Source organism: Sulfuriferula nivalis (assembly GCF_009937995.1).
Lineage (GTDB): Bacteria > Pseudomonadota > Gammaproteobacteria > Burkholderiales > Sulfuriferulaceae > Sulfuriferula > Sulfuriferula nivalis.
Window position 1 is genome coordinate 1,622,987 of the sequence record NZ_AP021881.1, and the last position, 21,192, is coordinate 1,644,178.

At 45.0% G+C, this 21,192-nt stretch carries 23 protein-coding genes and 1 pseudogene; 16 read left to right on the top strand and 8 right to left on the bottom strand.

The annotated features are described in order from the left end of the window. Window positions 1-263 precede the first annotated feature (263 nt). Both SFSGTM_RS07965 and SFSGTM_RS07975 read right to left on the bottom strand, forming a co-directional pair. On the bottom strand, window positions 264-1,379 hold the full coding sequence (locus tag SFSGTM_RS07965; RefSeq protein WP_162083488.1) for an IS91 family transposase: 1,116 nt from the start codon (window positions 1,377-1,379) through the stop codon (window positions 264-266). Continuing rightward, window positions 1,376-2,289 (bottom strand): annotated as a pseudogene (locus SFSGTM_RS07975) (tyrosine-type recombinase/integrase). Before SFSGTM_RS07975 ends, SFSGTM_RS07965 begins: the two are co-directional and overlap by 4 nt. A gap of 67 nt (window positions 2,290-2,356) precedes the next feature. On the opposite strand from SFSGTM_RS07975, the gene SFSGTM_RS07980 reads away from it, so the two are divergent. From SFSGTM_RS07980 to SFSGTM_RS07990, 3 genes are all read left to right on the top strand, one after another. Further along, entirely contained in the window at window positions 2,357-3,325 is a 969-nt protein-coding gene (locus tag SFSGTM_RS07980) for a hypothetical protein (RefSeq protein ID WP_162084693.1), read from the top strand. 194 nt (window positions 3,326-3,519) lie between these two features. Continuing rightward, the gene (locus tag SFSGTM_RS07985; RefSeq protein ID WP_162084694.1) at window positions 3,520-3,735 is read left to right on the top strand and encodes a hypothetical protein; all 216 of its coding nucleotides are present in this window, start codon (window positions 3,520-3,522) and stop codon (window positions 3,733-3,735) included. Window positions 3,736-3,827: 92 nt separating this feature from the next. Then, on the top strand, window positions 3,828-5,024 hold the full coding sequence (locus SFSGTM_RS07990; protein ID WP_162084695.1) for a DUF2252 domain-containing protein: 1,197 nt from the start codon (window positions 3,828-3,830) through the stop codon (window positions 5,022-5,024). Window positions 5,025-5,093: 69 nt separating this feature from the next. Here the strand turns inward: SFSGTM_RS07990 and SFSGTM_RS07995 are convergent, their stop codons facing one another. Together SFSGTM_RS07995 and SFSGTM_RS08000 are read right to left on the bottom strand one after the other, a co-directional pair. Then, entirely contained in the window at window positions 5,094-5,978 is an 885-nt protein-coding gene (locus tag SFSGTM_RS07995) for an NAD-dependent epimerase/dehydratase family protein (protein WP_162084696.1), read from the bottom strand. Window positions 5,979-5,980: 2 nt separating this feature from the next. Beyond that, window positions 5,981-7,033 carry an LLM class flavin-dependent oxidoreductase gene (locus tag SFSGTM_RS08000; RefSeq protein WP_162084697.1) on the bottom strand — a complete coding sequence of 351 codons (1,053 nt, stop codon included), beginning with the start codon at window positions 7,031-7,033 and terminating at the stop codon, window positions 5,981-5,983. A gap of 148 nt (window positions 7,034-7,181) precedes the next feature. Here SFSGTM_RS08000 and SFSGTM_RS08005 point away from each other — a divergent pair, with 148 nt between their 5' ends. Genes SFSGTM_RS08005 through SFSGTM_RS08060 form a run of 12 tightly spaced genes read left to right on the top strand, consistent with a single transcriptional unit; the run spans window position 7,182 to window position 16,461 of the window. After that, on the top strand, window positions 7,182-7,997 hold the full coding sequence (locus SFSGTM_RS08005) for an ABC transporter ATP-binding protein (protein WP_162086249.1): 816 nt from the start codon (window positions 7,182-7,184) through the stop codon (window positions 7,995-7,997). Beyond that, on the top strand, window positions 7,994-8,785 hold the full coding sequence (gene mlaE, locus SFSGTM_RS08010; protein ID WP_162084698.1) for a lipid asymmetry maintenance ABC transporter permease subunit MlaE: 792 nt from the start codon (window positions 7,994-7,996) through the stop codon (window positions 8,783-8,785). The genes SFSGTM_RS08005 and mlaE overlap by 4 nt, the downstream gene beginning before the upstream one ends. A 1-nt stretch (window position 8,786) precedes the next feature. Continuing rightward, window positions 8,787-9,290, top strand: a complete 504-nt coding sequence (gene mlaD, locus SFSGTM_RS08015; protein WP_162084699.1) for an outer membrane lipid asymmetry maintenance protein MlaD — start codon at window positions 8,787-8,789, stop codon at window positions 9,288-9,290. Next, window positions 9,287-10,639 carry a TolC family protein gene (locus SFSGTM_RS08020; RefSeq protein WP_162084700.1) on the top strand — a complete coding sequence of 451 codons (1,353 nt, stop codon included), beginning with the start codon at window positions 9,287-9,289 and terminating at the stop codon, window positions 10,637-10,639. The genes mlaD and SFSGTM_RS08020 overlap by 4 nt, the downstream gene beginning before the upstream one ends. Before the next feature lie 25 nt (window positions 10,640-10,664). Further along, window positions 10,665-11,285 (top strand): MlaC/ttg2D family ABC transporter substrate-binding protein, encoded by a 621-nt coding sequence (locus tag SFSGTM_RS08025; RefSeq protein ID WP_162084701.1) that lies wholly within the window; start codon window positions 10,665-10,667, stop codon window positions 11,283-11,285. Between the two features lie 3 nt (window positions 11,286-11,288). Further along, window positions 11,289-11,555 carry an STAS domain-containing protein gene (locus SFSGTM_RS08030; RefSeq protein ID WP_162084702.1) on the top strand — a complete coding sequence of 89 codons (267 nt, stop codon included), beginning with the start codon at window positions 11,289-11,291 and terminating at the stop codon, window positions 11,553-11,555. 5 nt (window positions 11,556-11,560) lie between these two features. After that, a complete protein-coding gene (locus tag SFSGTM_RS08035; RefSeq protein WP_198420632.1) occupies window positions 11,561-12,460 on the top strand; it encodes an ABC transporter ATP-binding protein in 900 nt (299 codons plus the stop codon). After that, window positions 12,457-13,212, top strand: a complete 756-nt coding sequence (locus SFSGTM_RS08040; RefSeq protein WP_162084703.1) for an ABC transporter permease — start codon at window positions 12,457-12,459, stop codon at window positions 13,210-13,212. Before SFSGTM_RS08035 ends, SFSGTM_RS08040 begins: the two co-directional genes overlap by 4 nt. Window positions 13,213-13,226: 14 nt before the next feature. Continuing rightward, on the top strand, window positions 13,227-13,469 hold the full coding sequence (locus tag SFSGTM_RS08045) for a BolA family protein (protein ID WP_162084704.1): 243 nt from the start codon (window positions 13,227-13,229) through the stop codon (window positions 13,467-13,469). A 2-nt stretch (window positions 13,470-13,471) separates the two neighbouring features. Continuing rightward, window positions 13,472-14,725, top strand: a complete 1,254-nt coding sequence (gene murA / locus SFSGTM_RS08050; RefSeq protein ID WP_162084705.1) for a UDP-N-acetylglucosamine 1-carboxyvinyltransferase — start codon at window positions 13,472-13,474, stop codon at window positions 14,723-14,725. A 9-nt stretch (window positions 14,726-14,734) separates the two neighbouring features. Continuing rightward, window positions 14,735-15,370, top strand: coding sequence for an ATP phosphoribosyltransferase (hisG, locus tag SFSGTM_RS08055; RefSeq protein ID WP_162084706.1), 636 nt, complete (start codon window positions 14,735-14,737; stop codon window positions 15,368-15,370). A gap of 2 nt (window positions 15,371-15,372) precedes the next feature. Then, a complete protein-coding gene (locus SFSGTM_RS08060) occupies window positions 15,373-16,461 on the top strand; it encodes a glycosyltransferase family 9 protein (RefSeq protein ID WP_162084707.1) in 1,089 nt (362 codons plus the stop codon). On the opposite strand, the gene SFSGTM_RS08065 is transcribed toward SFSGTM_RS08060, so the two are convergent. Continuing rightward, window positions 16,437-17,252 carry a glycosyltransferase family 2 protein gene (locus SFSGTM_RS08065; RefSeq protein WP_162084708.1) on the bottom strand — a complete coding sequence of 272 codons (816 nt, stop codon included), beginning with the start codon at window positions 17,250-17,252 and terminating at the stop codon, window positions 16,437-16,439. The two genes, SFSGTM_RS08060 and SFSGTM_RS08065, sit on opposite strands and share 25 nt — an antisense overlap. 62 nt (window positions 17,253-17,314) lie before the next feature. On the opposite strand from SFSGTM_RS08065, the gene SFSGTM_RS08070 reads away from it, so the two are divergent. Then, on the top strand, window positions 17,315-18,358 hold the full coding sequence (locus tag SFSGTM_RS08070) for a glycosyltransferase family 4 protein (RefSeq protein ID WP_232526085.1): 1,044 nt from the start codon (window positions 17,315-17,317) through the stop codon (window positions 18,356-18,358). Here SFSGTM_RS08070 and SFSGTM_RS08075 read toward each other — a convergent pair. The 3 genes from SFSGTM_RS08075 to SFSGTM_RS08085 are packed head-to-tail and all read right to left on the bottom strand — an operon-like array spanning window position 18,340 to window position 21,178. Then, window positions 18,340-19,614 carry an O-antigen ligase family protein gene (locus tag SFSGTM_RS08075; RefSeq protein ID WP_162084710.1) on the bottom strand — a complete coding sequence of 425 codons (1,275 nt, stop codon included), beginning with the start codon at window positions 19,612-19,614 and terminating at the stop codon, window positions 18,340-18,342. The genes SFSGTM_RS08070 and SFSGTM_RS08075 overlap by 19 nt on opposite strands. Then, the gene (locus SFSGTM_RS08080; protein ID WP_162084711.1) at window positions 19,605-20,612 is read right to left on the bottom strand and encodes a CgeB family protein; all 1,008 of its coding nucleotides are present in this window, start codon (window positions 20,610-20,612) and stop codon (window positions 19,605-19,607) included. The genes SFSGTM_RS08075 and SFSGTM_RS08080 overlap by 10 nt, the downstream gene beginning before the upstream one ends. Continuing rightward, window positions 20,609-21,178 (bottom strand): glycosyltransferase family 2 protein, encoded by a 570-nt coding sequence (locus SFSGTM_RS08085; RefSeq protein WP_162084712.1) that lies wholly within the window; start codon window positions 21,176-21,178, stop codon window positions 20,609-20,611. The genes SFSGTM_RS08080 and SFSGTM_RS08085 overlap by 4 nt, the downstream gene beginning before the upstream one ends. Between the last annotated feature and the right edge of the window lie 14 nt (window positions 21,179-21,192).

The following is a 21,192-nucleotide window of genomic DNA, read 5'->3' on the forward strand; positions in this document are numbered from 1 at the left end:
GTTTGTTGGACAAGCCCGGCATGGCTGGGGCGGGTGTTGCTTGAGCGCTTATGGAAATATCTTTTTGACTATGCTGGCATAACTGGACGCGTTACGCATCCCACCCGCCATTTCACGACCTTCACGTTGCCATTGCAGCAACTTATTCTATTCAACTCACCGTTTTTAGTCGGCTTTTCGGGCATGTTAACCCAATTTCAGCCTTCTTCAGGGCGAGCACGGCCATACCTGCCTAGTCTGGCAGGTGGGCGGTGTGGGCTGGTTTAGCGCATGGTCTCCCACCCTGTGTCATCTGCTCTGTGTTCCCGTTTTATAGATGGGGCTGATGTGGCTAGCGGTATCGCTTTGATACGTGTGCGCACTATCTTCATCACCCCACCGCAACATTGGCAACGTATCGCTGGTCTGGGTTGCGCTGGCGGCGGATTGTTCCGTCGCCATAGGTGGGTCAGCTGTAGCTGGGTGAGTAGTTTGCTATTGGGATGCAGGTAGCCAAAGTTGCGGGCGCGGCGGTAGCCTTTGGGCAGAATGTGTTGCAGTATCAGTCGCAGGAAGGCTACACCACTCAAGGTACGGGTTTCCATTTGTTTGGTTTGGCTGTTCCGGTAACGGAAGGTGACCTGACCATGCCGGTCGGAGAGGATGTCTTTCTCCTGTATCACCCCCCGATACAGATAGCGCCCAAGGTAGATCAGAGCGTGCTGTCCAGTGCCGACGGCTTTGCAATCCACCACCCAATCGGTCGGGTAATCGTTTGGCAGGGTGAGTCCTGCTTGTCTGATGCCTGCCAGTAATTTGGCACGAAATACTTTGGCCAGGGCTTTGTGGTTAAACAGGTAGTTGCCGTGTTTATGACGCATGCGTCGCTGTTTGGGGTTAAAGGCGACAGCGGGCATGACGAGATGCACATGGGGGTGATAGTCCAGTCGGCGGTTATGGGTATGCAGTACAGTCACCGCCCCTGCGCTGCCGCGCAGCTTGTTGTCGTTTTGGCTGAAGGTGTTGACTGTTTCCCACGCGCAGCGTGTGATCAAGTCATACATGACGCGCTGATGTTGCCAGGCCAGTGTGCGCAACTGGGCGGGCACGGTGAAGGTGAGCATGAAGTAGTTGGCGGGGATGGATTTGTGTAATTGCTGGTCTATCCAGCGCTGTGATTCGTGCGCCTGGCAATGCGGGCAATGCCGATGACCGCAGGAATGTGGCAGGTAGCTGGGTGTTTGACAATCATCACAGGCAAGTTGCATCCTCGGGCTCATCTGGCTACGGCAGGTTTGAAAGGCGGTTAAGGCAGCTTGCTGGCTGGGCAATAGGTGATGACCGTGTTGTGCAAGCAGTTTAGCTGCGTAGGTTGCTACGATGTGCGCCAGTCTGATCATTTGACTTTGCCCCAATGAATGTGGAATTTCTCCATTAATTGATTAAGGCGAGTGTGTGCGCTCTGATGGCGTTGTTCGGTGAGGTGGGTGTAGCGGATGGTGGTGAGGATGGACTGGTGTCCGAGTATCTGCTGAATTTCGAGTAAATCGATGCCAGCTTCTATCAGGTGGGTGGCATAGCTGTGGCGCAGGCTGTGTGGTGTAATTCTTTTTTTAAGCCACAGTCACGGGTCACTTGACCCAAGGTGGTCTGGATACCACCACGATCCAGCGGGGTGCGTGCCAAGTGCGATTTGGCAAGACCGCCGTGTCGATTAGGAAAGAGCAAGCTTGGGTTGCGATGGGTGAGCCAGAAACGGCGCAATACCTGCAAGGTGTTCTCTGATAACGGCACCAATCGATCACGGTTGCCTTTGGCGTTGCGTACTTGCACCCGCATCCGATCCGCATCGATATCCCCTACCTGCAAGCGTAAGCCTTCGCCTAATCGTAAGCCCAGGCTGTAGAGGGTGAAGAAGAATACGCGGTAGCTCAATACGCGGGTGGCCATGAAGATTTGTTGTGCCTGGGCGACGGTAATGATGTCGGGCAGGCTATATGACTTGGGTGGTTTAACCAGATCCGCACCTGGCCAGGGTTGGCTGAGTACATGGGCATAATAGAACTTCAGTCCATACAGATCATGTTTGAGCGTACTCCATGAATGGGTATCCAGGATGCGAACAAAATAGTCGGTTAATTGTGGCTTGGTGAGCGCGTCTATCTGGTCATTAAAATACACCGCTGCGCGCCGTACGCCGTGTGAATACAAGGCGATGGTTTTAGGCTGCATGCCTCTGAGCTTGAGGCAATTCAGCAGTCGCTGGTGATTGTGCTCGAAGTGCGCGGGGATGGGTGTGGGGGCTGTCAATGTCGTCTCCTCGTGGTACAGTAATCAAAATTCCATTGCTGGGGGAGACGAAATTATGCTGCGTAATTTGATGGTTCGGGAATATTTCTCCGCGATAGCGGCTTCGTTCAACCTGCTGCTTGAGGGCGGCGGCAAACACCCTAGTGCATGGCGCGAAGTAGGTGCGGCAGCGATTTCGCCTTCGCTTGGGTTCACCAGACTGGCCTACGGTGACCGCTACCGCAGCGTGTTTGATAGCCACAATCCGGCAACCTATACCTATATGCGCATAGGCTGGAACAAGGTCGATAACCTGTTTGATTCGGCCGTGTCGCAAAATGTAAAACGAAATGCTGCGACGATGGACTTTCACATGTCCTACGGCTTACCCGGCAAGGACGGCTATACCTACACCCGGCCATTCGACTATTTCGATTTTGAGTTTTCTGCCACCAGCGCCAATGTGTTCGAGAACATCATGAGCCGTGGACTGCTAGTCGGCAAAGATTATGCGGCGGGGGAAAACTATCGTGGCGTGTGGGGGCTGTATGGCAGTTACGATTACATCTCACCACAGGTGTTTCGTGTTTCGAGCACTGCGGTGTCACTCGGTACGACTGGGCAGTTGTGGCTTTCGAAAAATGTCGCGCTACAGGGAACTGCTCTCGCTGGTGTCGGCTACGGTGCAGCGGGCACCATACATGGTTCGGGTGAGCGCGATTACCATTACGGCGCTACGCCACAGGCGCTGCTTGCTTTGCGTATGCTCTTCGGTCAGTCCGCCAACCTCGACTTAACGGCACGTTCATACTATGTCAGCGATGTCGCCTCGACAGAAAATCGGGGAACTGAGCGTATTTTGCGCGGTGATGCGGCGTTCACCGTACGTGTTCATGGCCCTCACAGCGTCACCATCAAGTACAACGCTTCACGCCGCGATGCGAGCTATCCCGACCTCGCTACCACACACCAGTCGGTGAATACCCTCAGTCTGCTGTATACGTATTCATTCGGCGATACCCGATTTGGCGCTGTGGATTGGCGCGATACGCCATGAATTGAACAGGGAAAGTAAAAATGACAGCAGTTTTGTTGCTTGTTGAATTTTGACCATGTAATTACTGATAAAAACACCACAAATTTAGCAAAGCCTGTCAACAGAGGGTTCCCTTATTGCGTTATTTGCAGTGACGGCGATAATTTGTTATCCCGATCAACCAATCACCGATTATTTACTTTGAGGATTCCCAAATGAACAAATTATTATCCGCTATCATCGCTGCTGCTTTTGCTGCTGTTTCTTTCACTGCTGTTGCTGCTGATGCACCTGCACCTGCTGCTGAACCAGCTAAAACTGAAATGGCTGCACCAGTAAAGCATAAAGCTAAAAAACATCACGCTAAGAAAAAAGTAGCTGCTAAAAAAGAAGCTGCTGCACCAGCCGCTGAAGCACCTGCTGCGAAGTAATTAGTTTTAGGTAGTATTGAAAAGGCAGGGGTATCCCTGCCTTTTTTATTGATTGTACTGATCAGCTTGCCGATTTTAAGGGTGTTCATTATATGGATGTAATCCGCAATATACAGTCATTCAATGCAGAACGTGAACCTGAGCGGCTGATTATTAAATACCGCAATATGCGGTTAAATCCTTTTGTGTTCCTGCGAGGAACCTGTCATCTATTTTACGACCGCCTGCCGCGTGAGCAGGTGCTGGATCAGGCACCATTGACCTGGTTGTGTGGTGATTTGCATATTGAAAACTTTGGTAGCTATAAAGGTGATAATCGTCTCGTATATTTTGACATTAATGATTTTGATGAGGCTGTGTTGTCACCATGTAGTTGGGATTTGGTTCGTTGTCTAAGCAGTATCCTCGCTGGCGCTAAGAGCATGGGCATCAAACGGGTCGCAGCTCTGGCTTTGTGCCAAAGGTTTCTGGATGGCTATGTGGCTGCATTGAAGAATGGTAAGGCTCGCTGGGTCGAGCGTGATACTGCTGATGGTTTGATTCGAAAACTATTGGATAATCAGCGCAATCAATTACGTCCACAGTTTCTGGATAGTCGTACCGAGCGTAAGGGAAAACAACGCTTAATACGGGTGGACGGGAAAAAGGCATTGCCAGTGAATGATAAGCAACGCAGCAAAATTATTACATTCATGGACAGCTTTGCCAGTAAGCAGCCTAACCCTGAGTTTTTCCAAGTACGTGATGTGGCACGTCGCATTGCAGGTACGGGTAGTTTGGGTGTGGAGCGTTACATTATTCTGGTTGAGGGCAAAGGCTCACCCGATCGTAATTATCTGTTGGATTTGAAGCAGGCATTGCCATCATCGTTATCCTCGCATTTGTTCGTTAAACAGCCAGACTGGCAAACTGAAGCGCATCGCATTGTCGCGTTACAGCAGCGGATGCAAGCCGTTCCTATGGCATTCTTGCAGCCAGTGAAGATCGGCAAAAAATCCTATGTGTTACGTGGTTTGCAACCTAGTGAGGACAGAGTCACGTTAAATGGTGCACAACAACCTCATTTACTAGATGGTGTGATTCTAACCATGGGTGAACTTGTTGCCTGGAGTCAATTACGTAGCAGTGGTCGAAATAATTCTGCTATCACTGATATGTTGATTGATTTTGCACAGAAAAAGAAATGGCAACAAGTGTTAATGGATATCGCTGAACAATGTACTTTGCAGGTAGTGCAAGACTGGAAAGTTTATGCTGAAGCGTTTGATGATGGGGTGTTTGCCAGTTAATTTAGTTTAAGTAGCCTACAGGGTACATCTGGCATTATGTGTTTTTTTCGTGGTTTGATAATGCGAGTATTATCCAAATAGCATTTTATGCGTGTGTATCTTTGGTTCCCAATTCAGGTCATTTTCGGCCTTACTGCAGTCCAGCGTTAAACTTTTATTTGCGCCATCTATCCAGCCAATTTCACCCCCAATGCCTGTGCTGCGCCAAACGAAATTCAGCGCTGCTTTAGCTAATTTAGGTGGGAGTGGAATAGCCAGGTGATGACGTTTAATGATGGTGTCGCGGAAGCTGAAACACGGATTGGCTGAGAGGTTGTAAGCGCCTTGTGCTTTTTTTAATAAAGCGGCAACGATGGCTAGGGCAACATCATCTTCATGTACACATTGCAACACGGGCTGCGGGTCTGGCAGTTTTACATAAAAAGGTTGCCGTAAAATGTTGATTAATAATGGTTGTGCATGCTTTCCAAGGATGATATGCGGGCGTAAACGGCATATCTGTGGGTGGTTTTCTATTAGCCAGTGTTCCAGCTCGGTTTTGTGCTCGGCATACAAAAATCCCTTGATCGGGCGTAGTGGGGCATCTTCATTTAGCCATATTCCATCGCCATAAACTGATGCACTGGAGAGGTGTACGATGTGTTGCATACCTGATGACACTGCGCTGGCTAAGAGTTGCTGTGAAGCGGTGATATTGATTGCACGCATGACGTCAACAGACGTTTTGCCACGAAGTACGACAAAGGCTAAGTGGATGAGTGCATCTTGTTGTTGCAACAGGGCTGGTAGATCAGCGCTGGTCAGATCAGCTTGTGTTGCTGTGAATTTGGGGTGTTGGTAGCGACTGGGCTGAATATCGACGCCTGTAACCTGACTAATTTCAGGATGGTCACACAATAAAGGTAGTAACGCTTGTGCTAAATGACTGCTGCTGCCGGTGACTAGGACGCGCATATTCAGTCGCGTAAAGCAGGCATTACGTCTTGTGCGAGGCAATGCATGGATTCTTGTACGATTTCAGTTGGCACGGCGCCTGCACCTACTGCGCAAAGCAGATTAGTGACGCCGGCTTCACGATATTTTTGTAGTTTGTCTATGCATTCTTCAGGTGTGCCAACAACGGCCATGCCAAAAGTTTCCAGCATGGTTAAGTTGATACCCAGTTTTAACAAGTTGCGGAATTTGCCTAAATCATGGAAATGTTCATAGCTGGGATATAGCTTTTCCAGTACGGGCAGGGTAGTTGCGAATAGTTGCTGATAAAACCAGACAAAGGCTTCTTTAGCTAGGGCTTTAGCCTTTTTACCATCAGGCAGGCAGAGTACACCTACTGTCATGCCTGTACGTGCTGGTTGCGGATTTTGCCAGGCCTCGAGGTAGTGTTTGATATCTTGCTTGACCATAAGCCATGGTTTGAAGGGGCCGGCCAGCATGCCCAGTTGCGCCTGTGCAGCCCAAAGGAATGTATCGGGGCTGACGGCTGCGCTCCAGATGGGTGGATGTGGTGTTTGAACCGGGTAGGGCAATATGTCGAGCGCGTCCAGTTGGTAATGCTGACCATGGTAGGTCACAGGCTGTCGAGCAAAGGCAAGTTTGATGATGTCTAATGACTCGGCGGTCATGGTGCGGCTGTGCGCCATATCTGCTCCAAATGCACGATATTCCTGCGGAGAAAAACCACGGCCTATACCAAGCTCTAAACGGCCATTAGATAAAATATCCAATGTAGCAGCACGTTCGGCTACATGGATGGGGTGGTGGTAAGGCAGTGGCGTTACACCCAAGCCTAGTCGTATATTTTGGGTGCGCTGACTGAGTGCCGCCAGTACCAAATCTGGTTTAGATGAGTGCGAATAACTACGCATAAAGTGATGCTCAACTAACCATGCAGTACCAAACCCCAAACTGTCAGCCAAAGTGATTTCTTGCATGCTTTGTTCAAACGCTTGGGCTTCTGTGCGTTGAATTTGAGGTGGCTGAGAAATTTCGTAGAATAGGTCTAGTTGCATAGGTGTTAATCAGTTGGTTTTTAACTATGACGCCATTGTAACAAGGAAAATACTAAGCTTGGATATTGTTAGGTTGATCTGTGTTTAAGTTTGTTGCCGTTATGTTATTTAGGTTAGAATGATCGCTTTAGTATCCTTATTTTGTGCCGTGTCCACTGATAATCTGATTGAAATTCGTGATGTTTCATTTGCCTATGGTAGTCGTGAGATATTAAAGGGTATCAATCTCAACGCACCTCGTGGCAAAGTCATTGCGATTATGGGTGGCAGTGGTTCTGGAAAAACAACTTTACTTCGTTTAATTGGCGGTCAATTGCGTCCCACGCAAGGCGAAGTGAGTATGGATGGTCAAATTATTCATCAGCTGGGTAATGATGAACTCTACAAAATTCGCCGTAAAATGGGTATGTTGTTTCAGTTTGGTGCGTTATTTACGGATATGTCTGTCTTCGATAACGTGGCTTTTCAAATGCGTGAACACACCGATTTGTCTGAAGAAATGATACGTGATTTGGTATTAATGAAGTTGCACGCTGTCGGTTTACGTGGCGCGCATGAACTGATGCCGCATGAGTTATCAGGTGGTATGGCGCGGCGAGTAGCATTGGCGCGAGCTGTTGCCCTAGATCCACAGTTGATTATGTATGACGAGCCATTTGCTGGTTTAGATCCAATTTCTTTAGGTGTTATTGGTAATCTGATTAGACGTATGACTGATGCACTAGGACTGACTTCAATATTGGTCACACATGACATCCATGAGTCACTTAAAATAGTTGATTATGTTTATTTTATTTCCAATGGGGTGGTAGAAGCCGAAGGTACACCTGAGGAAATTCTGGCTTCTAAATTGCCTTTCGTGCATCAATTTACGCATGCTGAGGAAGATGGGCCCGTACCATTTCATTATCCTGCGCCTGATTATGCAAGTGACTTGGCATTGATTAAAATGGCGGGCAAATGAAAACTAAACAGGGTTTTGTTAGTCGAATTGGCCATGGTCTGATTGATAGTGTGTGGCGCTTGGGTGTTGCAACTCGTTTCTTAATGCAGATTTTGTGGCGATCGGGTCTGAGCTGGAGACGTTTTCAGTTGATTATGCGGGAAATATTTTCCAGTGGTGTGTTGTCGCTGATTATCATTGTAGTGTCAGGTTTGTTTGTAGGTATGGTATTGGGTTTGCAAGGTTATCAAACCCTACAGACTTATGGTACTGAACAATCATTAGGTGTGTTGGTGGCCCTGTCATTGGTGCGTGAGTTAGGGCCAGTTGTCGCCGCATTGTTATTTGCCAGTCGTGCCGGATCTGCGATCACTGCTGAAGTCGGACTGATGAAAACGACTGAGCAGCTAAAGGCGTTGGAAATGATGGCGATAGATCCGATTGCGCGTGTGATTGCACCGCGCTTCTGGGGTGGTGTGATTTCTATGCCATTGTTGGCTGCGATTTTTTCAATTGTAGGTGTGTTTGGTGGCTATTTGATAGGCGTCGTGTTAATCGGTGTGGATGAAGGTGCTTTTTGGTCGCAAATGCAAGCCGCAGTGGATGTGCGCGATGATGTGTTAAACGGCGTGATTAAAAGCGTTGTGTTTGGCTTTGCGATTACAACGATAGCGTTGTTTGAAGGGTTTGATGCCATGCCCACAGCTGAAGGTATCTCGCGTGCCACGACCCGGACAGTGGTGACATCATCATTAGCTATATTGGCACTGGATTTTGTGCTCACTGCGTTTATGTTTAAAGGGGTTTAGTATGGAAAGAGCCAAGCTGGATTTTTGGGTCGGGCTGTTTGTATTAGCGGGTTTTGCTGCGCTGCTGGGACTAGCGCTTAAAGTTGGCAACATGACTAGTTTTAGTACCGCGCAGACATATTTGGTTAATGCCGATTTTAGTAATATTGGAAGTCTCAAAGTACGTGCACCTGTCAAAAGTGCCGGGGTAGTGGTGGGAAGGGTTAGTGACATACGTTTTGATAATCAAAATTTTGAAGCAACTGTAACTTTGAAGTTGGATGCGAAATATCAGTTCCCTAAGGACACTTCTGCCGCAATTATGACGTCAGGCCTGTTGGGTGAGCAATTTGTTGCATTAGATGCGGGTGGTGATGTTAAAAATCTCATAACTGGTGATAAAATCAAAATTACACAATCTGCGGTTGTGTTGGAGAATTTAATCAGTCAGTTTCTATATAATAAAGCGTCAGATGCACCTAAAACGGATGCTGCACAAAAATCAACTCAAGGAATGCAACCATGAAAAAGAGTCTTATCAGCTTATTTGTAGCCGCAGCAATAGCAAGCCCTTTGGCAAATGCGCAAACGGTAAATTTGGCTGAAGCTGTAACCATGAGCTTGAGTGCAGATCCTCGTATTAAAGAACGCGAGCAGTTAGTTGAATCCGCCCGCGCATTGCTTGATGAAGCACAGGGAAATAATGGTCTGCGTATAAGTGCGAACGTATTTGTGGGCTTGGCGCCTGCGGTTAGTGGTGGCTTTTATCAGAATGGTGCAACTTCGGGTACAACTCCCCGTTCTGATGGTCCTTTCCCTGGCGGATTATCTGATTGGACTTCATTACAGTTTTCTATCATTAAACCGCTTTATACTTTCGGCAAAATTGAGCATTACAGCGAGGCTGCTAAAGGCAATATCGATGTAAAGCGAGGTGATGTACGTATTAGCCAGGCTGATACAGTCATGGATGTGAAACGTGCGTATTATGGATATTTGACTGCAAGGGATAGTCGTCGCTTATTAGAAGACGTTCAGGGTAAATTGAATGATGCTTTGTCACGTGTACTACGTAATCTTAAGGCGGATAATGGTGAATCCAAGCAGTCTGATTTGTATGCCCTACAAGCTGCGAATGGGATGCTGGCAAAATACCACAGCCAGGCACAAGCCATAGAAAAAATCAGCCTGGATGGATTGAAATTACTTACAGGTGTGGGTTTAGATGCCAATCTCACAGTCGCTGATGATAGCCTGACTCCTGTAGCGTTACCGAAGGGTAGCTTAACTGACTTTGAAAATACGGCCGTTGCTAATCGTCCTGAAATGGCGCAACTGGAAGCTGGCATGCGTGCACGTCGTGCATTAGTCGCAGCGAAGAAGTCGGAAAATTATCCTAACCTTTACGCGGGTGTAATTGGGCAGGCAAATTATGCTTCACGTCGCGACACACTGAATAATCCATATGTTTATGACCCGTTTAATAATGCAGGATTAACGCCCGTTGTCGGTATGAAGTGGGATATGGTGCAAGATGTATCCAATGCGCAAATTGCACAGGCGCAAGCTGAGTTGGAAGCATTGAATTACAAAACACAATTTGCTCAAGCAGGAATCCCGTTCCAAGTGTCCGAGGCTTACAATCAAGTTCAAGCTAATTATGATGCCCTAAAACAGCTTGCTGATGGAGCAGCCGCTGGTAGACGATGGATGATAGCTTCACTGGCAGATTTTAGTGCTGGTTTAGAGAAAGCTGACAAAGTAGCTGACGCATTAAAAACTTATGCATTGACTCAGGCTGAATACTTGCGCACAGTGAATGATTACAATATGGATGTAGCGCAATTGTCGCGCGCAATAGGTGAAACTAATTAACACTATGATGATTTTAAGAAAAAAAATGAATTACATTGTTGGATTGTTGCTATTGGCTTTTAGTGTATTAACTTACGCGGACAATGTGCCTCCTGATGTTTTGGTGAAAAATACAACTGTAGATGTTACAACTATATTAAAGCGTGATAAGGCTGTTTTGCTTAATGATTCACAAAAGCTGTACGCGCTAATTGATGCCAAGGTGTTGCCGCATTTTGATTTTAATCAAATGACTATGCTGGCAGTGGGACGTTATTGGCGTCAGGCGACACCCGTGCAGCAGCAGTCGCTCATTAAAGAATTTCGTACGTTATTGGTGCGGACTTATGCGAATGCATTGGCTGAATTTAATAATCAGGTAATAGAGTTTAAGCCTTTCAATATGGCAGCGAATGCAACTGATGCAACAGTGCAGACACAAGTGAAGCAGCCAGGTGCACAACCTATTCCTATTGATTACAGTATGGAAAAAACTGACGCAGGCTGGAAAGTTTATGACGTCAGTATCGATGGAGTCAGTTTGGTTACCAACTATCGTAGTTCTTTTGCTACTGAGATACGTAATTCTGGTATAGATGGATTAATCCATACTTTGGCAGGACGTAATCAACAAAATGCGCCTACAAAACCGGCGACGACCAAGTAATTTATGGCATTGGTTCATTCAGTTTCTGGTGAGTTAACCCTCAATACTGCTACTCAGCAGTTAGTTAATGCTTTAGACGCAATTAAACACGGTTGTGTAGAGTTTGATTTTGCTAATGTAGCTAAATTAGATTCTGCAGCCTTGGCATTCATTTTGACTTGTCAACGTGCTGCTAATGCTATTAATCAAAAGATACATTTTTCACATCTGCCTGAAAATCTTATAAATCTTGCTACGTTATATGGTGTAGCGCCTTTTCTCGATATCTGACTGTTGTGATTAGTGCAATCAAAATTGAACAACTCCATAAGCATTTTGGTGGTTTACATGCGTTAAAAGGGGTATCCCTCGATATTGCTCAAGGTGAATTTTTTGCATTGTTAGGCCCAAATGGCGCTGGTAAAACTACGCTGATTAGTATACTGGCAGGGCTTACAAGAGCGGATGGCGGCACAGTTCAAGTAATGGGGCATAATGTGGTTACGGATTATCGTGCTGCAAGGCGATTGCTCGGTGTAGTGCCGCAAGAACTTGCTTACGATCCGTTCTTTACTGTGCGTGAGAATTTGCGTATTCAATCTGGTTATTTTGGTTTGCGCCATAATGATGATTGGATAGATGAAATTATGACTAATTTAGGTTTGATGGATAAAGCCACTACTAATATGCGTGCCTTGTCTGGTGGTATGAAGCGACGGGTTTTGGTAGCGCAGGCATTAGTTCATAAACCCCCAGTGATTGTTCTTGATGAACCTACGGCAGGCGTTGATGTTTCATTACGCACATCTTTATGGGAGTTTGTCAGTGGCTTGAATAAATCCGGACATACGATTATTTTGACTACTCATTATTTAGAGGAAGCTGAAGCGCTATGTAATCGTGTGGGAATATTGAATCAAGGGCAGATTGTTGCGTTAGATACAACAGCAGAATTATTAAAATCATCTGGTGAGTTAAAGCTGAAGATTCAAATTAAGCCTAATCAGTTGCCACTGGGATTGCGCTCTTATGTTGTGAAAGAGGCGGATGATGCTTACAGCTTGTTAATACATAAACCAGCTGAGGTTGAGGGTATATTGGCGCAGTTAAGAATGGCCGGGATAACTTTAGTAGATATGGCACTTACTAAGCCTGATCTAGAAGATGTGTTTTTGCAGATGACGTCATCAATATGATAGGTTTTTATACGTTGTTATATAAAGAGATGTTACGGTTCTGGAAGGTTTCCTTTCAGACCGTGCTCGCTCCTGTGATCACAGCTTTATTATATTTAATGATTTTTTCGCATGTATTGGCTGAACATGTGCAGGTATATTCAGGTGTGGGTTATACGGCTTTTTTGATACCTGGTTTGGTAATGATGTCTATGTTGCAGAACGCGTTCGCGAATAGCTCATCTAGCCTGATACAATCCAAAATTACAGGTAACATTGTGTTTGTGTTGTTACCCCCCATCTCTTATGTTGAGTTTTTTACAGCCTATGTAATCGCAGCCGTTGCACGAGGTTTGGTTGTCGGTTTGGGGGTGTTTTTAGTTACTATGGTGTTCGCAATTCCACCTATAACTCATTGGATATGGTTAATTGCATTTGCAATATTAGGTTCGGCTGTTATGGGTGCGCTAGGCGTGCTGGCAGGGATATGGGCAGACAAATTTGACCAGCTTGCGGCTTTTCAAAACTTTCTTATTATGCCATTAACCTTTTTATCTGGTGTGTTTTATTCGATTCATAGCTTGCCTCCAATTTGGCTCGCAATATCAAAGTTTAATCCTGTGTTTTATATGATAGATGGATTCCGATTCGGTTTTTTTGGCGTCAGTGATGTATCACCTAGTTTGAGTATGTTAGTTGTATTCTGTTGCTTTGTGGCATTATCTGCATTTTGTTTGATTTTATTACAACGTGGCTACAAGCTGCGACATTAAGAAGTGAATTATTGATGGTACAACCTGATAGCATTAAATTATACATAGAGCAGGGTATGTCCTGCGATTTTGTTAACGTAGTGGGCGATGGACAGCATTTTGAAGCTGTGATTGTCAGCAACGAATTTGCAGGTAAAAGTCGCGTTCAGCAACACCAAGTCGTTTATCGCGCATTGGGTGATCGCATGAAATCTGAAATTCATGCATTGTCGATGAAGACCTATACTCCTGAACAGTGGGCTGAGGCGGGTAGATAATTATGGATAAACTCGCAATTCTTGGTGGCACACGCTTGCAAGGTGAAGTACGTATTTCAGGTGCAAAGAATGCGGCATTGCCGATATTGTGTGCTGGCTTGCTGACTGCAGAAATTTTGCATCTAGATAATCTACCTAAGCTTAAAGACATTAGTACGTCATTGACGCTGCTTGGGCATATCGGCATGCAAGTTAATTTGGATGACCAAAATGGTGTGGATTTAAATGCTAAAAATCTTCCAAATCTAGAAGCGCCTTATGACTTGGTTAAAACGATGCGTGCTTCTATTCTGGTTCTAGGGCCATTATTAGCGAGATTTGGTGAGGCTATGGTTTCATTGCCAGGAGGCTGTGCAATTGGTTCTCGACCTGTTGATTTGCATATCAAGGGTTTGCAAGCCATGGGTGCAGAGATCCATATAGAGCATGGTTATATTCATGCCAAAGCCAGTCGTTTGCAAGGTGCACGTATATTCATGGATACGGTAACCGTTACGGGTACCGAAAATCTGATGATGGCGGCTGCTTTGGCACAAGGGGTTACGGTATTAGAAAATGCGGCACGCGAACCTGAAGTGGTTGATTTGGCAGATTGTTTAATCGCTATGGGTGCAAAAATTACAGGTGCGGGCAGCGATATGATTACCATTACGGGTGTTGATGAACTGCATGGTGCAACGCACAGTATTATGCCAGACCGTATTGAAACCGGAACTTATTTAGTTGCTGCCGCAATGACACAAGGTACAGTGACTTGCACACATACCCGTGCTGATACGCTGGATGCGGTATTGGAGAAATTGCGCGAAGCCGGTGCTGAAGTTGTGACAACACAAGATACGATTACGCTTAATATGAAGCAAAGACCGCATGCTGTGAACATTAAAACAGCACCTCACCCAGCTTTTCCGACAGATATGCAAGCACAGTTTATGGCGATGAATTGTATCGCTGATGGGGTTGCCACGGTGACCGAAACCATATTTGAAAATCGTTTTATGCATGTGCAAGAAATGCAACGACTGGGTGCTAATATTGAAATAGAAGGCAATACGGCAATAGTGCGTGGTGTTGATAAGCTGGAAGGTGCCATAGTGATGGCAACAGACTTGCGCGCTTCTGCGTCTCTCGTCCTGGCTGCGTTAGTGGCTGAGGGTGAAACCACAATAGAACGAATTTATCACATCGATCGTGGTTACGAGTGCATAGAAGAAAAATTCAATCAAATTGGCGCACGCATACGCCGCATACACTAAGGAGGTTGCATGATTACGATTGCTTTATCCAAGGGACGCATTTTTCAGGAAACCTTGCCACTATTAGCAGCTGCAGGCATTACACCGAATGAAGATCCAGAAAAATCACGCAAACTCATCATCGGTACAAATAAACCTGATGTACGCCTGATTATCATCCGTGCGACAGATGTGCCCACGTATGTACAACATGGCGCAGCTGATTTGGGTATAGCTGGTAAGGATGTGCTGATAGAACATGGCGGGGAAGGGCTCTATCAACCGTTAGATCTAAAAATTGCCCGCTGTAAAATGATGGTGGCTGCACATCCAGCTTTTGATTATGAACAGGCTGTGCGTCAAGGTGCGCGCTTACGTGTGGCAACTAAATACCTAAATACTGCGCGTGAATATTTCTCTGCCAAAGGTGTGCACGTTGATTTAATCAAACTTTATGGTTCTATGGAACTGGCGCCATTAGTCAAGTTAGCTGACGTGATCGTTGATTTAGTGAGTAGCGGTAGCACATTAAAAGCCAATGGTTTGGTAAGTGTTGCTGAAATCATGGACATTAGTTCTCGTCTGGTTGTGAATCAAGCTTCACTAAAACTTAAACGTGCTGAAATTCAGCCGTTACTTGATACCTTCGAATTAGCGATAAAATAAACATGCCCCTAGATTTACCCAGCGATCCTAGCATACGTCGTATATTGATTATAAAATGGAGTGCGTTGGGGGATCTCATCATGGCTACCAGCCTGATGGAAGATGTTGCGCAGGCCTTTCCACATGCACAAATAGATCTTAATACCTTACCGCCTTGGCATAAACTTTTTGAAGGTGATCCGCGCTTCACTCAGATCACCCATGTTAATGTCCGTCAGCGTAAAGGCAAATTGCCTGCAATGTGGCAATGGATGCAAACTGTACGTCGTGGTCAATATGATTTAATTATCGATTTGCAAACTACAGACAGATCTCGTTATATGTTGGGATTGTTACGTTTAACGGGTGGTGCAGCACGCTATTTAATAGGTAATCGACTTTGTTGGCCGTACCATATCAGCACTCCTGGTGATTTCACTGATCCCAACCCAGCTCAGCGCATCCGTGCAGGATTGAATCTGGCAGGGATAGCGACTACGCATCCACGTCCGGTGTTACACATCCCGACAAATAATCAATTGCGTGCTGATGCATTGATGCAGACCCATGGTTTGCAGGAAAACCGTTATGCCTTGTTTTTTCCAGGATGTCAGGCCGCTGGTTATTTGAAGCGTTGGGGTGAAGAAAAATATGCAGATCTTGCACGTACCCTACTGCAAGGTGAAGTGGATCATGTGGTGCTGATAGGTGGCAAAGATGAAATTGAAGACTGTAAACGTATAACCGAGCTTGTTGGACAGGGTGCTGTGAACTTGTGTGGTGTTACAGAAATACTGGATATCATTCCATTAGCCAATAAAGCAAAATTCATGTTTGGCAATGACACAGGGACTGCACACATCGCTTCAGCATCAAGTAAGCCTATGGTCATCATATGTGGCCCAACTGACCCGCATCGAGTTAAACCGCTAGGTGATAATGTTGTAGCACTACAAGCTGAATTGTCTTGTATGAATTGTTATTGCAAGCATCCGTGTGAACATCACTCATGCATGAAAGCGATCAATACTGATCATGTCATGGCTATGTTGCAATATCACCATGCTGAGGTGGTGATGATCAAACCTCAACAGGGTTTATCAGACTCATAAACGGGTGGGTTGTCGGGAGCACCAGGCGGCATCATGGATTTGCCATAACGCTTACGTTGATGATATTCATACAGCTTAGCGTATTTTAGAAAAACATAAAAAGCACCGCAAAAAGAAGTGATAAATCCACCCCAGCCGTTCATAAATGCACGCTTGAAAAAATAGGCGCGTAAAAAATAAAAGGGTGGATAAATCACCAGCATCCAAGGATTAGGTCGTGTCCCTTTAGCAACTTTGTCTTTTACCAATCCAGTTGAATAAGCGTTTAATTTACTGACTTTGACATCAATGTCGGTTTCGCCGTAGTGGTAGAATACCGAATTGAGACTTTTGATGACACCGTCTACCTTAGGTGCGGCGTGTATAGGCATGTCAGTAATATGCCCTTTGTCTTTGCGGAATAAGCGCAAAAATTTATTAAGTCGAGTGTGCGGGTTATTCATGCGCCAGAACATTTGTTCTAAACGTGGAATATCATAGCCATCCGCATCTGGATGTTGAAGTACATCACGAACTTCTTGTTGAGCTTCTAGTGAAAGTGCTTCATCGGCATCAAGTAAAAGTACCCACAGATGTGTGGTTTTTGTGAGGGCTAATTGTTTTTGTTTACCATAGCCTAGAAATGGTTGATGGAAAATTTGGCAACCATATTGTTTGGCAATGGCTAAAGTAGCATCGGTACTACCAGAATCGAGTAATACTATTTCATCAGCCCATTTTACGCTTTCCAAACAACTGGCTAAGGTTCTATCGTTATTAAAGGTAGTGACAAAAGCGGATAGTTTTTCCATGATGCGATAGCAATAAAATAAATGTGCATGACTATAACATATCAAGGATGTTTAATTTGAGAGTGCTACATGTAATTGGTTCAATAGGTGTCGGCGGGGCAGAAAAGCACGTACTGGATCTGTGCTTACAGCAACAGGCTCTGGGGCTGGATGTGCATGTTGCGTTACCATCTGTTGGTGAGTTGAGTGCAGCTTTAACTCAGCATCATATTGCTTACACAATTACTCGCGCTGGTGGGCGTTGGCATCCTTTAGCTTTATGGTCATTGCGCAATGCAATTAAAGAAGTACACCCGGATATTATTCATGCTCATATGCTGAAATCTGCTGCTATGGTTGGACGTGTTAACCGTAACGTGAAGTGTGTCGCAACTGCGCATAATATCGTTAAGCACACTAACCCCTTTATGCATTGCCAACATGTTATTTGCGTATCTGAAATGGTTCGAGACAGTTTGTGCCAATTGGGTTATCCGCAACAAAAATCTAGTGTGATTCATAATGCGGTAGAAACTCATGAGTTCAGTACCAATAATCGTGATGCCATTCGTACTAAGATGGGATGGCAAGACTCATTGGTTGTAAGTTGCGTGGCGAGGTTAGTGCCAGCTAAAGGGCAAATCTACGCTATTCAGGCATTGGCAAAGCTGATAACTGTTGTACCCAATATCAAATTGGTTTTAATTGGTGATGGTGATGATAGAGATAAACTTACCCAGCTTGCAAATGAACTCAATGTTATTGGATACATAGAATTGCTCGGTGCAAGAGCTGATGTGTCAGACTTGCTTGCAGCAACCGACATTTATCTGCAGCCTAGTGTTAAAGAGGGCTTCTGCATTTCATTTCTGGAAGCAATGGCAACAGGTTTAGCATGTGTAGGAACAGAAACAGGTGCGATACCCAACATGCTTAATGATGCCAACGGCATATTGATCCCACCCGCAGATGTCGTTGCAATTGTTAATGCTGTGCTACGTCTTGCGCAAAACCAGCCGTTACGTAATCAATATGCTCAAGCAGCTAAGATAACCGCTAATACACAGTTTAGCCCTGAGAAGCAGGCTAAAGACACGATGGCGGTATATCAAAGGGTGTTAGGTTGATTTGGTTTAATCAATGTGGCAAAAAATATTGCCAACATCCACCATGTCATTGCCGATAATATACTGGCATAAAACCCTATCCCTGCATTGATGGGCATCGTTGCGACTAATACAGCAATGCCGAAAGGTACTGGATGATGATTATGTTGGCGTATTGCCTGCCAGGTTAGTTTGATTATCAAACCCAGAAAGATAAAGTATCCGATGACGCCGATAATTCCCGTTTCAACTAAAACCTCAAGAAATATCTGGTGTGGATGAGTTGGACCCATGTGAGGGTTCTGTTGTAGGAAAAAGTCACCCTTTTCTGCGTAAGGTGGATATGCATAGCGAAAACCACGAGGACCAACACCATTGATTAAATGATCTTTGCTCATTTTTAGTGCAACTATCCAAATAGGCAGGCGAATACTCGTTGCGACATTCGCCTTGTCGTAATCTCCACTAAACAGCCCCTCTGTTGCCTCAACCTTATGTTTAAATGGTGGGTATTGATATAAACCAAAACTTAACGGTAAGGTGAGTGCAGCAGCAATGACTAGATATCTTTTTAAATTCCGTTGTGGGTTGGTGTAATACAAATATACTGCAAATCCTATCATACCTACTGCATAAATTCCCCAAGATGCGCGACTACCTGACAATAAAACCGCTGCGGTATAGGGTGCAAGTAGCAGCCAGTATGTCCAGCCATATCGGCTTGATTTTGATAACTGTCTAACTTTTTCAAAGTAAATCGCACCAAATGGCGCAACCCACAAGCCAAACGTTAATTTTGGATAAAACAGACCGCTAATTCTTTCTCCTATCATAGGTGCACCGAGTAAATTTTTACCAGTAGCTGCCTGTAATAAACCATCCATGATCAGCAAAGTAAACATGGCGAATATTGCGGTGTAAAGCTTGTCACGATGCTCTGTGTTTGCCAAAGCATATAGGGCAAATAATATTGCAAATGGGAACCGTAAAAATGCCAATGCAGTGCTGGCTGTAGGCTCAAACATAAACGCATCGGGTAGTGCGGTCGCAATGGGTATCCATATGCAAGCAAAGGTTATGAGTGCCAAGCGCATATTATAGCCTTGCAACACAGCGCGTCCTTCTTTTGCGAGCAATATCATTCCACCAATAGCCATGAGTGCCAGTGGTACTTCAAAGCCCTTGCCCAATGGTATTGCGAAGATAAAAAGGGCTACCATCCACCAGCCATATGTATATATAAACTGAGTGAATTTAGTGCTTGCGGTTATCTGCATGATGCTTCCTGTGGATAGCCTGAAATACAGGCCTGTTGTAATTTATATTCAGCTGCATGTGTTAGCCAGCCCTGAGTTGCTTGTAATATGCGGTGATAATACGTATGTTTGCTGAGTACCTGCTGACGAGCATTTGCCGCTATCTTAGCAGCTTCATTTGTGTTCACTAATAAGTATTGAACTTGCTTGAGCATTTCATCTGGTGTTTTGCTAGTCAGGATGGCAGTGCTATCAAAAAAATCGGAAAAGCCAGGTCGATAATCAGTTACTTGGGGGATGCCATAGGCAGCGCATTCAAAAGTACGCATATTAGTGCCTTGTTTCACCACTTTGGCGTGAATATTTATGCTGATTCTGTACTTGGCATAAATATATTTCATTCGCTCATTATTAACCCCTGGGTAAAAATTTGATGGGTTACGCCAAAATAAAGCTGTACGCAAAAAATAATTTCCATATATTTGAATGTCAGTTTTTTGATTGATCAGGTATTTTAGCCAATTGTCACGTAGTGGATCTTTATTTCCTATAAAACAAATATCACGAGAGGGTTTTTGAATAAGTTGTGCAGGTTGGTGCAGTCTTGGATAGCATCCAAACGCTAATTCACCGTGATAACGTGGTTCACTTATATTCGCCAGAAGTTTTTGTTCATAACCTAAATCGGAAATAAATATACGTTCAAATGCGTCATCCTCACCTAATTTTATACTGGGTGCATCCGTCATCCATAATATGTTATGACGATCAGTACGTAGTTTTTTAAAGATACTAAGATGATTAATAAAAATAGCTACATCATATTCTGCTTGATTGATGCTTGTGATGAGCTGATCTAACCAAGCTGATTTATCATGTCGGTAACGCAAATATTCTGCCACGTTATCCGGGTAAGTAGGTAGCCATTGCACCTGATGAGGGAATACATCATTTAGTGATTGAAATATGTATTTGGCTAACCCACCTTTCCATGGTTTGGCGACAAGTAGGATTTTCATGCCGCTCTTGCCAATTGCTCGGCATAATATTTGTAATTATTCGCTGTAGGCATACGGAATGGACTTGCTAGTACATCTTTGAATATAGATAACAGCAGCGTAGGTTGTTTTTTTCTGCTCCAGCGATATATGCGATGCAGGTTGTCACGGAAACTAAGTTTTCTGATTGCTGTTGGAATTAAATCTCCATGTTCGTCCAAGAACTTGGCGAATGTACGCATCATTGCTTCAAGCATGAGATGCTGATTACGACTGGTGTTGTGTGGGTGATAACGATAGCTGGCTAAAACTTCGGGTAATCGTGCAATACTGTAGTCAACGGATAATCGTAGCCAACAATCCCAATCCTCCAGTTTTAAGCCTTCATCGAATCCACCTATAGCTAAAAAAGCTTCTTTGTTTATGACGATGGTAGGGTTAGTAATCGGATTTTGTAGAAATAACTGTAGATAAGCTCTGCTAACAACACCTGCTTCAGGGCGATTTTTCTGAAGTTTCTTGATAGTTATGTTGAACGAAGCCGCTATCGCGGAGAAATATTCCCGAACCATCAAATTACGCAGCATAATTTCGTCTCCCC

Excerpts from the sequence above, each read along its gene's own strand:
- SFSGTM_RS08025 (WP_162084701.1), top strand. The coding sequence starts at position 10,665 with ATGAATTACATTGTTGGATTGTTGCTATTGGCTTTTAGTGTATTAACT.
- SFSGTM_RS08000 (WP_162084697.1), bottom strand. The coding sequence starts at position 7,033 with ATGCAACTAGACCTATTCTACGAAATTTCTCAGCCACCTCAAATTCAA.
- hisG (WP_162084706.1), top strand. The coding sequence starts at position 14,735 with ATGATTACGATTGCTTTATCCAAGGGACGCATTTTTCAGGAAACCTTG.
- SFSGTM_RS08040 (WP_162084703.1), top strand. The coding sequence starts at position 12,457 with ATGATAGGTTTTTATACGTTGTTATATAAAGAGATGTTACGGTTCTGG.
- SFSGTM_RS08045 (WP_162084704.1), top strand. The coding sequence starts at position 13,227 with ATGGTACAACCTGATAGCATTAAATTATACATAGAGCAGGGTATGTCC.
- SFSGTM_RS08080 (WP_162084711.1), bottom strand. The coding sequence starts at position 20,612 with ATGAAAATCCTACTTGTCGCCAAACCATGGAAAGGTGGGTTAGCCAAA.
- SFSGTM_RS07995 (WP_162084696.1), bottom strand. The coding sequence starts at position 5,978 with ATGCGCGTCCTAGTCACCGGCAGCAGCAGTCATTTAGCACAAGCGTTA.
- SFSGTM_RS08085 (WP_162084712.1), bottom strand. The coding sequence starts at position 21,178 with ATGCTGCGTAATTTGATGGTTCGGGAATATTTCTCCGCGATAGCGGCT.
- SFSGTM_RS08060 (WP_162084707.1), top strand. The coding sequence starts at position 15,373 with ATGCCCCTAGATTTACCCAGCGATCCTAGCATACGTCGTATATTGATT.
- SFSGTM_RS08030 (WP_162084702.1), top strand. The coding sequence starts at position 11,289 with ATGGCATTGGTTCATTCAGTTTCTGGTGAGTTAACCCTCAATACTGCT.
- SFSGTM_RS08065 (WP_162084708.1), bottom strand. The coding sequence starts at position 17,252 with ATGGAAAAACTATCCGCTTTTGTCACTACCTTTAATAACGATAGAACC.
- SFSGTM_RS07985 (WP_162084694.1), top strand. The coding sequence starts at position 3,520 with ATGAACAAATTATTATCCGCTATCATCGCTGCTGCTTTTGCTGCTGTT.
- SFSGTM_RS08075 (WP_162084710.1), bottom strand. The coding sequence starts at position 19,614 with ATGCAGATAACCGCAAGCACTAAATTCACTCAGTTTATATATACATAT.
- mlaD (WP_162084699.1), top strand. The coding sequence starts at position 8,787 with ATGGAAAGAGCCAAGCTGGATTTTTGGGTCGGGCTGTTTGTATTAGCG.
- SFSGTM_RS07965 (WP_162083488.1), bottom strand. The coding sequence starts at position 1,379 with ATGATCAGACTGGCGCACATCGTAGCAACCTACGCAGCTAAACTGCTT.
- mlaE (WP_162084698.1), top strand. The coding sequence starts at position 7,994 with ATGAAAACTAAACAGGGTTTTGTTAGTCGAATTGGCCATGGTCTGATT.
- murA (WP_162084705.1), top strand. The coding sequence starts at position 13,472 with ATGGATAAACTCGCAATTCTTGGTGGCACACGCTTGCAAGGTGAAGTA.
- SFSGTM_RS08020 (WP_162084700.1), top strand. The coding sequence starts at position 9,287 with ATGAAAAAGAGTCTTATCAGCTTATTTGTAGCCGCAGCAATAGCAAGC.
- SFSGTM_RS07990 (WP_162084695.1), top strand. The coding sequence starts at position 3,828 with ATGGATGTAATCCGCAATATACAGTCATTCAATGCAGAACGTGAACCT.